Origin of the sequence: Hahella sp. NBU794 (genome assembly GCF_050749805.1) — a bacterium.
In the GTDB taxonomy this organism is placed as follows: domain Bacteria; phylum Pseudomonadota; class Gammaproteobacteria; order Pseudomonadales; family Oleiphilaceae; genus Hahella.
On record NZ_CP192738.1, the window covers coordinates 6,084,078 to 6,096,526 of the forward strand.

A 12,449-nucleotide genomic window follows, 5' to 3' on the forward strand; every position below is an offset into this window, starting at 1 on the left:
TAAGGTGAGGTTTAGACTACGCTTATAATTTAAAACAATGGCTACTACAGGTAGTTGAGCCATCAATAATAAAAATGTATAGCCGCAGATACGCCAGACCACAAGCTGGCTTCGGTCGCCGGTTGGTTCAGCGGATAAATAATCAAACAGGGAGTGAGTCCTATGGAAATGCTGGATCTGATTCAACTCGCCAGAACCTATATTTCATATGACGAATTGGAAAAAGCTAAATCCACGCTCACTCAGCATCTCCGCACCACCCCCAACTGCCAACACGCACATGATCTACTATTATCTATTTCCAGGGGTAGAGAGCAGGACATCGGCGTCATTTCTTGTCCTCATGTAATCATTCCTGACTTCTTACCTGCAGATCTTATTAATGAGTTTTTGGGCGCTGCACATATACACCTCTGTAAATTCGAAAAAGGTAGAGTTTCCGGCTACTCAGAGATAGCGCCAGAGGTAAGAAACAGCTTACGGCTGAAGGACCTTGAACTAGATAAAAAAATGGAGGCCTATTTTTCTCCACGCCTTCACAGAGAGCTATCCAGGTATTGTTCGCAGCTGGCCGTCGCCTTGTTCGAGATCAGTGAAATAGAGCTTAAGTTTTGCTGTTATCCCAATGGCGCTTACTTTCACACTCACCGCGACGATCAGGCCGCTTATAGTGATGATCCTGACAAACGCATTCCCTGCGGACGCAGAATCAGTTTCGCCTACTATTTTCATCGCCATCCACAAAGCTTTACGGGAGGAGAGTTACGACTTTACGCCACAGATAGACGGCACAATATCTTCTCACGCAACCGTATGGACGACATCTCCCCCCGGTTCAATACCCTGGTGCTTTTTCCAAGCGGTTTTTTTCACGAAGTCCTTAAAGTCTCTGAACCATCCGGAGACATTATGAATGGCAGATTCGCCATCAATGGCCATATTTGCGAAGCGCTCAGTCCCCAGGAGATTACCACAGGGGCAACGCAAGGAGTCGCTTCGTGAGTGGTATCGCGGGCTTATATCATGACAAAAGAATGGTTACTGACGCCGACATACAAGCCATGTCAGAAGCGATGTCCCACAGGGGACCCGACGGGAAAAATATTTGGCGACAGGCGCACATTGGCTTCTGCCACAATATGTTGCACACGACGCCAGAGTCATTGTTTGAAGCCTTACCAGCGGAGTCAAGCGACCGGCAGATTGTGATTACCGCAGACGCTCGCCTGGACAACCGGGAGGAGCTCGCCGCCGCATTGGGAATAAGTCGAAATGAGCTGCCACTGCTGTGTGATAGCCAACTGATTCTAGTAGCCTACCGTCATTGGGACTTAGCCTGTTTGGAGCATTTGCTGGGCGACTTCTGCTTCGCTATTTGGGATAAAGGCAGACGTCGTCTGTTTATCGCGATGGACCCGATGGGAACCCGGTCACTGCTCTATTTTCATTCCTCCGCCCTTTTTGCTTTCGCAACAGAAGCTAAAGCGTTGTTATCTGTGTCGGGAGTAGACAAAAAACTGGATGAGTTCGGATTCACCCTGCTTGCATCAGGTCGTAAACGGGAGGCGCCGGAGCGTACCTGTTTTAAAGGCCTAACCCGGCTTACCGGCGGCGAGTACCTATCTGTTTATCCTCCATCTCCTGCACAGGTAAATTGGAAGGTTGAGAAGCGCAGTTACTACAACCTTGAGCCAGAAATATTGAAGTTCAGGAGTCCAGAGGAGACGTTTGAGGCGTTTAGAGAGAAATTCAAACTGGCGCTAACCTGCCGAATGCGCAGCGCCTTTCCAGTAGCAACTCTACTAAGCGGCGGCCTGGATTCTTCCGCTATCAGTTGCATGGCCGCTGACCTGCGAGATAACTTATCCCATCCCCTTTTTGCGCTGTCGTCCTGTCTGACCGATCAAGATCCTGAGCAGGATGAAAGAAAATTTATTAATATCGTTGCGCAGCAAAAGCAGTTGCCAGTTTACTACGTATCGCCCACGTCCGGTCCCGCCGCGTTACTGCATCAGGTGCACGACATGACTGGCCTTCCCGTTAACCTCAATCCACATGTCTATACAACGCTCTACGCCAAAGCGCAGAGTGAAGGCGCGCGCATTGTGATGGATGGCGTTGGCGGCGAGTGGGGGCCCAGCTGGACAGGGGAAGGTTATTTGCCGTATTTGCTTCAACAACTGCATTGGGAAAAACTGAAAGAAGCTGTCTTCAGTTTGTCTCAAAACTATTCCCAACCTCCTCACAGGGTATTCCGGAACGAAGTTCTAGCTCCATTAGAGCCCAGACTCCTCCGCCATATACGACATCAAATGAGAGGGTGCTCAGTAGAGGAAAACAGGCTTCCCCTGACTAACCGACTCCATGAACAGCATTCGGCTCCACCACCCGGGGCACGCCCATTCAGCAAATCGTCTCTGGGCAAACGGCTAAATATCATACTTGGAGGGCGCACGCCTAAAGAATGGTATTCGCCACACTTTCATGTTCGCAACACCTTCCCTTATTTGGATGAACGGGTATTAAAGTTTTGCCTGGGACTGTCGGACGAATGGTTCATACAGAAAGGCTGGCGCCGTTATTTTATTCGCGCCGCGATGGAAAAAACGCTTCCTTCAGAAATTCAATGGCGTAGAGATAAAAGACCTTTCTCCCCAAATTATCACAGGCTGATGCAGACTGACGCCCTTGTCTACGAGAGCATTGTTCAGGACGTCTCTCCATCAGATCCGGTGAGAGACTATATTGATGTTGAAAGAATCAAGCGCACGATAAAAGAGCTCAATCAACGCCCATCATGGGCCCCCTACAACGGCGTCGACTTGGCGCGAAAAGTGGTGGATTTCGGGGTGCAGTGCCTGGTGTTCCTACGCTGGTTTCAACGACTGTAGTGTACGAAGCGTTCTCTTATTGGATGCTTTGCAGCTCATGAGATGAAACTCTGCGACTCTGAACTTCGCCGCTTTCCATATGTACGACAAAATCCGCACAGGACAGCAACGCTTTTCGATGGGTGATGATGAGCACTGTAGTCATTTTTTTCAGTTCGCAAATAGCCTCAATAATTACAGTTTCATTCTCCTCATCCAAAGCGCTGCTAACTTCATCCAGAATAAGTAAAGATGGTTTCCTCAATAGTGCTCTGGCCATTGCAAGACGCTGCTTTTCACCTCCAGATAACAAGTCGCCACGTTCACCAATAAGAGTATCTATGCCTTGAGGCAACGCTCTGACAAACTGCTCCGCCGACACACTTCGCAATGCCGCCCAAAGTTCATCTTCCTCAGTTTCGGGCGCAGCCCAAAGCAAATTCTCACGCACGCTCTTGTTAAACAAGAAACTCTCCTGCGTCACATAGCTAACCGAGTGGCTCCATTGCGCAATCTCTTGCTCGGTTAGTTCTTTCCCATCAATGAGCACCTGTCCATTGGACGGCGCAGCCAGTCCTGACAGAATATCCGCAGCAGTGGTTTTTCCAGAGCCGGAAGGCCCAAGCATGGCCGTAATGCTGTTAACAGGTAAAGTAATTGAAAAGTCACAGAACGCGTATTTCCCTGGCGTCGACGGGTAAGAAAAGCTCACACGTTCAAGACGAACGCTTCGCATCGCCACTATAGGTTCCACTGCTAAGTTCTTATCCGAAACGGACTCGTCTGCATCACTGTTTAATATACCCACCACTTCAATATACGAAGGCAAGATATTGAGAATCTGCTGATATCGATAAGAGATATCCTTCAAGATTGGCGCGAATCGGGAAAAAAGAAAAAGCAGCACGATAAATTCAGCCGCTGGAAGCTTCACCCACCTAATAAAAAAGTAACAGAGTCCAACCACACAAACGGCGATGAGTACTTCATAGTACAGGGCGACTAATGCGCTGATTTTCTTGAACCTCAATAATGTTTCGCCCAAGCGCCGGCTTTTCTCTTCCAGGTCGCCACCAGTGCGCCTTTCCTGCTTAAACGCCTTTACAACTTTCATTCCTTGCATATATTCGCTTACCGCAGAGAAATAAGCTTGACGCAGCGCCTTACCTTCCTCTCCATTGCGAAGACTCAAGTTATTCAAGTAGCGCGACCCCGCGTAGATCCCGCCGCCGCTCGCTAACGCCACCAGGGTGAGACTGGGAGACGTCATATACGACACCATGCTGTACACACCTAGCACACAGCTCAAAGACACAAGCTGAATGAACAACAGAGATATTTGCGAAGCTCTATCCACCTCATGATTTAAAACCTGAGCTAAATGAGAGGTTCGATACTGAGTGAAGCGCAACCATGAAAAAGCCAATATTTTCGCTGTCAGCCGCTCTCTGAGGCTGACAGCAAGCCTAATCTGCAGTCTTGCAGCAAGAGTCTGCTGGAAGTATTTAAGCGTGGAGTGAATAGCAATAATCACAATGAAGATAATCAATGCATCGTTCAGTTCCAGCTTAGAACCTAACCAACTCCATTGGGGCTCCAACTCATACCCGGCGTTTACTCCCGCCAGGGTCAATAACGGAATCAGCGCCAACAGGCCAATCCCCTTAACCAAAGCCAGAGCAAAAAGCAGCGTCGTGAGCAAAGCGATTCCGCGCTTGTCGTAACGCCACGACATCAAAACGTATGAGAAAAGACTTTCTTTAATGTCCCGTTTCAAACCTCTGCCCTTTGAATGCTAGTCCACCCAGACTCTTTTCCTGGAAAAAAAGTATCGCCAACTCCACAAAAATGGCCGTAGCAGGTAGTAGCAAGGAAACATCCATCTGGGAAGCTCAAGAAGCGCGATATCATTAGCCGAGATGCGGAAAAACTGAGTCAGATGGCGCATCAAATACTTTTGCCTGAATGAAAAGAAACATAGCAGCACATACTGCTCGACAGGGTTTAGATAAGCTTGACGCCGATTCGCGCGCTCCCACCTGGAGCACAGCAAGCGCACGAACGGACTATTCTTTGCGAGTGTTTCCTGCGCCGCAGGCAACGCAGAAAACAATAACTTTTGAGCCATTATCATTGCAGCAAGAACGGGTTGTTCAACTCCCCATCGACAAGCTTTATCCATGACTAAGTCGAGATCGACCTTGCCCCGGGATAAGTAGGCGTCGATATCAGACAGCCAGCTTAATCTGGCCCAACATGATCTGGCCCCATGCATCGCCAAATAAATAAACTCATCTTCAGCGTCCAGGCAAACATGTCCGGGATCGTTTTTTTGACAAGGATAATCTCGCTCAAATAATCTCTCCCCCAGTTCAGGAAGCACGTATTCGTTGTCGTCCAAACGCATATGCAGCTCAAGGAAAATACCTTTTGAGTCATTGTGAAAAATGAAATCTTTATTGCTCTTCAGGTAAGCTTCCACCACAAGGGGTGAAGCAGTCTCTGCTGGAGTGACCCGGCGATACCCCCCCTCCGTCAATAAACGCCCTATCAACGCAACATGCTCGCGCGGCGCCAATATATCCAGATCACGGCATTCTCTAAGCGAAGCGTCCTGATAAAGCCTCTCTGACAAAGCCGGTCCTTTTAAGCAAATAAAAGGCAATCCGCTGGTTTGCAAGAGCCCGCCAATTCTTTCAAGTTCAGCGTAATGCTTGAGGTTACGCAGCCTCGCTTCCCGCACCATCTGGCGGATTTTTTTACGGACTCCATCTGGAACCGACTCGCCAGCCGCGTTTAACTTTCGCCACACTAATGGCGTTACCCGATGCCACCTTAACTGTTGTAAAAAATACTCCCAATCCCAGTGTTTAAGTTGTGAACAGGCCTCTTTAAGGGTCGACAACGGAACTTCGTCGTGAGCCAGACACATACGCAATAAATGATAAGACGCATTAATATTTACCTGCTCTAACGCAGCTGTGGTCATACCATCACACGTTGCGCGATCTCGGGACGCCACATCATGCGTTCATAAGGCGGAGAGATGGATTCGGTGACAAATCCCAGCTTCAAGTAGAGTTTTTTCGCTTGGACGTTCTGCATCAGCACGCTGAGCGTCAGCGGCGCGCACACCTGGGCGGCGGCGGCTTGCAGGCTGCGAATGACTTCCTCTCCGAAGCCTTTGCCGCGCGCTTGCGGAATAAAGGCGATATCGATGACATGCACTTCGTTATGGCCGAAATCGATAGTGACTTTACCAATGCGCTCGTGCTGCTTTTCAATAATGAAGTACATGGCGTTGGGAAACTGTGCGCCGTATCCCTGCTGCTGCGCCCTGAATTGCATATCGATGATGGACTCGACAAAATCGCGCTCGCCGTCGATCAGGCGCAAATCTTCTCGTGTACTGTTATGAAGCTGCTCCAGAAACGCCTTATCGGAAGCGGTAGAGGGGCGGACAACCAGGCCCTGCCCTAATTTCACATCCTTCACTTTCATAATTCCTTTACCCCTTTTTTATTAGGCCCGGCCCACGAAATGAACCGGGATGCGCTCTCATCCATGCAACAAGTATAGCTCGGGCCTGAGTGATGCAAGGCTCGCTGCGTCATTGGATTCCACGACAAAGCGTCCTATGCTAGAAAACAGTCTTCCTGGACGATAATTTCCAGCTGTCGAGCCAGCAGAGGCGCCCGGATTAACAGGAAGCGGAAACGGCATAACGGAGCAACATGCAACAACTGGAACTCGCCTATTGGGTCGCAGAAGAACACTTAACGGCTTCCCGTGTTAATGAATACGCTGAGCGCTTCGCCGAGGATGGTCTGGTTTATCTGGATGGCTTCCTGCGGCGGGAAATCGCTGACAAGCTGGCGCACTTTGTCGCCCATGAAGCCTCATATTCGCCAGTGTACGGCGCGTATCAAAATGATATAAAAGTGTCCGCGCAAGAATGGGCGGAGCTCGACGATCAGCGACGTTTTTTTCACATGTCGCGCTATCAGGGCCCCAAACCGGAGTTCATGATGACGCCCGCCAGTTTGACGTATATGAGATTTCAACAGCGCCCGGTGCAATGCCTGTTCGCCCGCTACGCCGCCAGTCTGACGCCCAACCCGCCCAGGGAAATGCTGTGCCAGGATATGCTGTTGACCGCGCTGCGGGAGCAACAATACCTGCGCCCTCATACCGACAAGGGAACGGGCGTAACAAGGCATGTGTGCATCGTGTTTTACCTGTCGCCGGACTGGCTGGAGGAGGATGAAGGCGGACTCAATATTCAGACGCTACGAGGGGAAACGTTAACCCTGTCCGCCCTCTTTAACCGTTGCATTATCTTCAAGCCCAACCTGCTCCACAGTGTTGCGCCCTTCGCCAAATCCGCGAAGGGAAAGGTGCGTTACAGCCAGACTATCTGGTATGCCTAGCTTCAAGTAAGCGAGTGTAGAGGCCGTCCAGCTTTTGGGAAATCATGCTCGCGTCTTGTGCTGAGAATAGGCGGCGCTTGTCCTCGCTGTCCCCCTGAAAAGAGCGGCTTGGGTCTTTTGAGTATTGTCCCGCTCTGCTCTTCAGACGCTGCAGGTCATCCGCAGAGAAAGACACGCCAAAGTGATCTGCGATACGGTTCTCCGCTGCATCTGGAAGCTCCGTATAGTCCACAACCAGTACAGAGCTATCCAGCGACTGCGCCATGCTGTTCATAAGCGCGCCCAATACCTCCATCTGGTAGGACAGCAATACGTCCGAGGCGGCGTCATCCACTTTCGCCACAAGATGAGACAACACAGACAAGTCTGTTGCCGCCATATGCCTTCCGGCAAGCCTTTGATGAGACGCCAGTATTTCTTCTGGCCGACGGATTACGAACACGGATGGCGTGTCGGGATAGAGCTGGCGCAGAAGCGGCCAGAAGCCAATATCCCAGGCGTTCCACTTCACAATCAGATCCTGATCGCCGCCTCCCGCCAGCCCCTGGGCCGCCAGCAGAAAACGCAGGGCTTCCGCTTTTTGACTTTCCGTCAGCTCCTTATCCAGCAATAGTTCCGTCAATACGCTGGATTCTGAGATCACGCAGTGCGCGGGAGAGACGGCCAACAGGTTTGACGCCAGCGTCGAGCCGCAACGGGACAGATGAAAAATAAAGCCAGCGGGGCGTACTTCATTGAACAAATGGGAATGCCGGATCAGATACTCGATACCTGTAGCGGGTTTAATGATACTTCCAAAAATCGAACGCGCCCTTTGCGTGGCGATGCGCTCATCCCAAAAAGGCGCCCACTCTCGCGCAGTCGGCGCCACGCCCCATATCACCCGCTTGCGCGCCGCTACGTAGCGCACTGGCGTCCACTGACGCAACAGCAAAGGCAGGTCAGGCTCGACCTCCTCATTGTTACAGGCGATAAGCGCCGATAAAGGGTCGGATTCTCCTTGCTCTTCGGCGTCGGAATAACGTTGTAGTGTGGCAAGTAAATCATCAAAATGACGGCAAGCCACACACTGGGCTAACGCCTCTTCTGATTCCAGTAGTCGCGAGTAAACCTCGCGACTATCCACGCAAAGCCTCCAGCTCATCCACCACTCTAGCGTTGATGGCGGACACCCGGTGAGCGCTGATATCGTCCTCTGAAGCCTCTTTAAACCACTGCTCGACATCCTGAAAGCGTCGACTCTGATATATCGTCGCCAGAGCCTTTTCCATCGGCGCGCCCAGCAGTTCAAACACTAACTGATCCAACAGCCACTCTCGACTCCGAACCGCTTCATCCAGCTTACCTACCTTGGCGTGCGCGGCTTTCGACCATATCCGTTTGAGGTGATAAACGCCCAGCTCTCCCACTTCCAGACTGTCAGGCAATGGAAGGTCCGCTGTCGCAGGACGACTGCGATAGGAGAATTCAAAGTCCGGGTAATCATTCAAGTGGTAGTGAAAATTAAGCGTACTGCCAGGAACCGGTCGTATATTTTTCTTGTATCTGGGCAAAGTCAGCTGCGACTGATTCTCCTGCAGACAATGATCGCCATAAATTCGGATAAACGTCGTGACCTTGAGATCCGTCATATCCTCTTCGCACTCAGGGATTAACAGAGATCCCGAGAGACAGGAATCATCGCCGGCGTGAAGCGCCAACGCCATTGAGCGATCCAGCGTGAGCAGCTCTCCCAGGTGGATATTCTTGCCGCTTTCGGAAGAATGCAGCCAGGCATCCAGCTGCACAGAGGCCGGAATCAACATACCATCCGGATTTAGAAACTGCTGCAAGTGAGAAAAGATCTTCACTTGCGGCTCCTGTTGCAGCATATGCTTCATCGTTTCCGATAACAGAATGTCATAGGATTCGCTCGCAGGAGGCGTCCAGACAGTGGCGTCTGCGCAGACGATATGAGCGACCCGGTCCGAGACCTTCAGCAGAGAAATCACCTTCTGCAGCGCCTCCAGGGAAGCCTCATGGATATCCAGCAGCGTCACCCTAAGCCTGTCCGCGGGAAACAACGGAGCCAACGGCGCCAATAGAAGTCCGAATGGCCCGGTTCCCGCATACAGCAGCTCCACCCTTTCCTGCCGCTGCAACACATCCTGTATCGCCTGATAGACTCCGGCCATGAATATTCGCGTGCGCTCAATATCCCAGGCGCATCTGCCAGCCTCCAGAGGCGAAATCGCCTTGCCGAACCCGGTCTGGGTAGACAAGTCTTCGTTATAGCAGGAAGGATAGAGATCAATGCCCGTCACCGTCGCGAGGGCGCTGACTAAAGCATCCAAATGGGGTCTGGCGTCGCCGGCGGAGGTCGCTCCCAGCAACTTTTGCGTCGTATCAATAATGGTTTCAGCGCTTACGAGATTAGAGGTTCCAGCATCAGTCATCATCGCATTCCTTTTTATACGTTATTGGTGATGAGTTATTGGTGATGAACTATTTACGCAGTGTCGCCTCCGCACAGGGCAGCGGCGTCATGTTCAGATACTGCACGACACGCGGCGTCGCCGCCCTGTTAGGGCTCGCGCCGTGGGGAAGATAGTGGTGCCAGATGATCAGTGATCCAGCAGGCGCGGCGACATACTTGAGATTCAAGTGGGAGAGATCTTGTTGATTCGGGTCCGCCCCCGGAGGCAATTGCGCCATCCAGTCAATCATTTGACGATGAAAACCGGGCGCGCAATGAAAAGCGCCCTGGTTCTCGGCGACGTCAGTGAGGTAGATAAGGCCTTGTGTACGCAACTCCGGGGCGCGACTGAAGTCCACGTCCCAATGCAGCCGGGTTCCAAAAAACTGATAATGGGGCGTTTCCGGCGGATTAAACCCCGCCCGATCAATCGAACACTGTAAGCTTTCCGTTCCCCAAATATCTGCAAATGCCTGGCGCATTTTTTCGGAAGAACGATTGGCGTCCAGCACAGGATCACGAAACAATTGCACCATGATGTTCTGCTGCCCCTGATGCGCTTGGCACCACGTCTCCGGTCGATCCGGGCTTTTCTGCAAAAAGCGATAGATCACGTCCACTGAGGCCTGACATTGCGCCTTATCCAGCACGTCTTCCACCACCAGGTATCCGTTCTCACGCCAGAACGCAACCTGACTCTCACTCAGAAACTTAGGCGCATCGCCACACAGCGGTCCCTCCAGGATTTCCCTGGCAGACAGCGGTTGTGTGCACGTCTCCGCCTGATAGCCGCCCAGAACTCGATTGATATCACGGATACGCGCTTTGCTGAAACCACTGGGGTTCTGTCGCAAGACCCAGTGTTCAAACTCGCTGAAGCTCGGCTGGCCGCCGTAAAGAAACCCCAGACATTGATCAAGCCCCAGCCCCAACAGATTCATCAGCGCCACGTCCGTTCGCCACTCCTCCTGTCGAAGCCGTTCTTCCAGCTTGCCGCATTTGTTCAGACGCGTCTTATGCCAAAGCCGCTTGAGACGGTGCACGCCCAGTTCTCCCACTTCTTCCGCAGGAGGCAGCGATTCGTATGTTTGTGAATGAGAGGGCGAGTCAGATGGCGGCGTTCCAGAACCTGAACTATGGGCATAGCTCATTAAAATACCTTCCTTGACAGGTTAACTGACTGGTCTCAATTTTCTCCCGCAACCACTCGTCCGCCACGCAGTCGATGACCAGATTGATGCGGTCACAGTCCCCCTGGTTGATGACGGTATGCGTTTGATCCACATTCAAATACCACAACTCTCCTTCCTGCATGGGAACGAGATGATCATTCACCCAGAATTCCAGCAGCTCATGACTTTCAATGGGAACATGCAGCCGGACTTCGCCGTGCTCAAGGGAAACCCCATGATCACGATGAGGCTTAATTTCCGCGCCGGGGCGCAAACGCATCAAGCGCACGGATTTAAGTGGACAAGGAAGTGACGCCAGCAGCCGTTGCAGACCTGGACTCTGCTCCAGAACCGGCAGGTCCACCCAGTCGTCGCAGCATTCTATGGCGAAGCCTTGCAGAATCGGATGGGCTTCGCGGTAGTGAGCGGGACAACGCAGCGGCATGACATCCCATTCACCGCTGTAGTCGCGTTGATTGACGTGGTTCAACCAGGGTAATTCGCGAATGCGTTGCAGATCGGCCTTCAAGGCGGGAAGGTCAACGCTGATATCAAGCCTGGCGAATGAAAGCGGATCAGTCATTCCCTGAGGTCCTTTATGTTTTGATTATTCGCGCCAATATCCTTTGCCCTGGCGCAAACAATGCCATGTACTCACTTAACCGCGCCTCAGTGAAAACGCAGTTAACTGTCGCCTTGCAGAGACTGTTTAGCCGCCGGCGTCAAATTACGCCGGATAGCCGTAGTAAGCCCCCATGTCCGCGTCCACCTGCTCCAGTTTGGGCATGCGAGCGCGATTAATTTCCGTATACAGCCAGTCGTTGAGAACACAGTCTATTTCCAAATAAACCGAGGCCTCGCCCCCTTCATTTTCCACCCATTGCGACAGGCCCGGATTGAAATACCAGACTTCGCCCTCCGCCATTTGCGCCGGCGTTTCGTTTACACGGAAGGTCAGTCCATCGCTTAAGGAGATAGGAACCTGTAAACGCACCAGATCTTCCCTTCCCAGCGGGTTCAGGGACAGGTAATTGGCGATGGTGACGCCGGGATTCAGGCGCATGATTCTGGCGGACACCAGCGGGCATTGCAGGTACTCAAATACGTCCCGCATCTCGCCTTTACGCAGTGAGGCGACCACATCAGAGCCTGGCCATGAAGAGGCTATGCCGCTCCCGGACATTAATCCGTCTACAGGCAGCGCATCCCACCCGTCGTTGAAGTTACAGGCGCTGAAATTGCCTTCCCATAAAGCGAACAACAGCATTTCAAGATCGCGCAGTAAACCTCGCACATCAAAGCTCGCGGGAAGACGCGCACAATAAGCATCAGGGACAATTTGACGACCGACTTCACTCATAATCCAACACCCTTAACTACCAGCCTGAAACAGAAAGTAGCCGCAGCCTGAACGCAAAGCGCCCTCCCGAAGCTTCTCCCAGAACTTCACAAGCCGAAAAAGCATCCTGTCCTTTCCTACTTCCTCCAGAAGCATTCAACTTGCTTAAAATATAGTCACATC

11 protein-coding genes are annotated in these 12,449 nt (G+C 51.8%); 3 read left to right on the forward strand and 8 right to left on the reverse strand.

What is annotated here, in order from left to right; translation table 11 throughout:
* The first annotated feature begins 162 nt into the window (after positions 1–162).
* Both ACQYWX_RS26535 and ACQYWX_RS26540 read left to right on the forward strand, forming a co-directional pair.
* On the forward strand, positions 163–1,002 hold the full coding sequence (locus ACQYWX_RS26535; RefSeq protein WP_216737614.1) for a 2OG-Fe(II) oxygenase: 840 nt from the start codon (positions 163–165) through the stop codon (positions 1,000–1,002).
* The gene (locus ACQYWX_RS26540) at positions 999–2,891 is read left to right on the forward strand and encodes an asparagine synthase-related protein (protein WP_431686937.1); all 1,893 of its coding nucleotides are present in this window, start codon (positions 999–1,001) and stop codon (positions 2,889–2,891) included. Before ACQYWX_RS26535 ends, ACQYWX_RS26540 begins: the two co-directional genes overlap by 4 nt.
* A gap of 16 nt (positions 2,892–2,907) precedes the next feature.
* Here ACQYWX_RS26540 and ACQYWX_RS26545 read toward each other — a convergent pair whose 3' ends face one another.
* The 3 genes from ACQYWX_RS26545 to ACQYWX_RS26555 are packed head-to-tail and all read right to left on the reverse strand — an operon-like array spanning position 2,908 to position 6,371.
* Positions 2,908–4,647 (reverse strand): ABC transporter ATP-binding protein, encoded by a 1,740-nt coding sequence (locus ACQYWX_RS26545; protein ID WP_431686938.1) that lies wholly within the window; start codon positions 4,645–4,647, stop codon positions 2,908–2,910.
* 18 nt (positions 4,648–4,665) lie between these two features.
* A complete protein-coding gene (locus ACQYWX_RS26550; protein ID WP_431686939.1) occupies positions 4,666–5,859 on the reverse strand; it encodes a nucleotidyltransferase domain-containing protein in 1,194 nt (397 codons plus the stop codon).
* On the reverse strand, positions 5,856–6,371 hold the full coding sequence (locus ACQYWX_RS26555) for a GNAT family N-acetyltransferase (protein WP_279506177.1): 516 nt from the start codon (positions 6,369–6,371) through the stop codon (positions 5,856–5,858). Before ACQYWX_RS26555 ends, ACQYWX_RS26550 begins: the two co-directional genes overlap by 4 nt.
* Positions 6,372–6,604: 233 nt before the next feature.
* Here ACQYWX_RS26555 and ACQYWX_RS26560 point away from each other — a divergent pair, with 233 nt between their 5' ends.
* On the forward strand, positions 6,605–7,300 hold the full coding sequence (locus tag ACQYWX_RS26560; RefSeq protein WP_216737619.1) for a 2OG-Fe(II) oxygenase: 696 nt from the start codon (positions 6,605–6,607) through the stop codon (positions 7,298–7,300).
* On the opposite strand, the gene ACQYWX_RS26565 is transcribed toward ACQYWX_RS26560, so the two are convergent.
* The 5 genes from ACQYWX_RS26565 to ACQYWX_RS26585 form a co-directional block, all read right to left on the reverse strand.
* Entirely contained in the window at positions 7,284–8,426 is a 1,143-nt protein-coding gene (locus ACQYWX_RS26565) for a hypothetical protein (protein ID WP_431686940.1), read from the reverse strand. The genes ACQYWX_RS26560 and ACQYWX_RS26565 overlap by 17 nt on opposite strands.
* Complete coding sequence (locus tag ACQYWX_RS26570; protein WP_431686941.1) at positions 8,419–9,738, reverse strand: methyltransferase domain-containing protein; 1,320 nt, start codon at positions 9,736–9,738, stop codon at positions 8,419–8,421. Before ACQYWX_RS26570 ends, ACQYWX_RS26565 begins: the two co-directional genes overlap by 8 nt.
* Positions 9,739–9,784: 46 nt before the next feature.
* The gene (locus ACQYWX_RS26575) at positions 9,785–10,906 is read right to left on the reverse strand and encodes a phytanoyl-CoA dioxygenase family protein (protein ID WP_431686942.1); all 1,122 of its coding nucleotides are present in this window, start codon (positions 10,904–10,906) and stop codon (positions 9,785–9,787) included.
* Positions 10,890–11,510 carry an aspartyl/asparaginyl beta-hydroxylase domain-containing protein gene (locus ACQYWX_RS26580; protein WP_431686943.1) on the reverse strand — a complete coding sequence of 207 codons (621 nt, stop codon included), beginning with the start codon at positions 11,508–11,510 and terminating at the stop codon, positions 10,890–10,892. Before ACQYWX_RS26580 ends, ACQYWX_RS26575 begins: the two co-directional genes overlap by 17 nt.
* Before the next feature lie 144 nt (positions 11,511–11,654).
* On the reverse strand, positions 11,655–12,287 hold the full coding sequence (locus ACQYWX_RS26585) for an aspartyl/asparaginyl beta-hydroxylase domain-containing protein (protein ID WP_279506162.1): 633 nt from the start codon (positions 12,285–12,287) through the stop codon (positions 11,655–11,657).
* Positions 12,288–12,449: the final 162 nt, after the last annotated feature.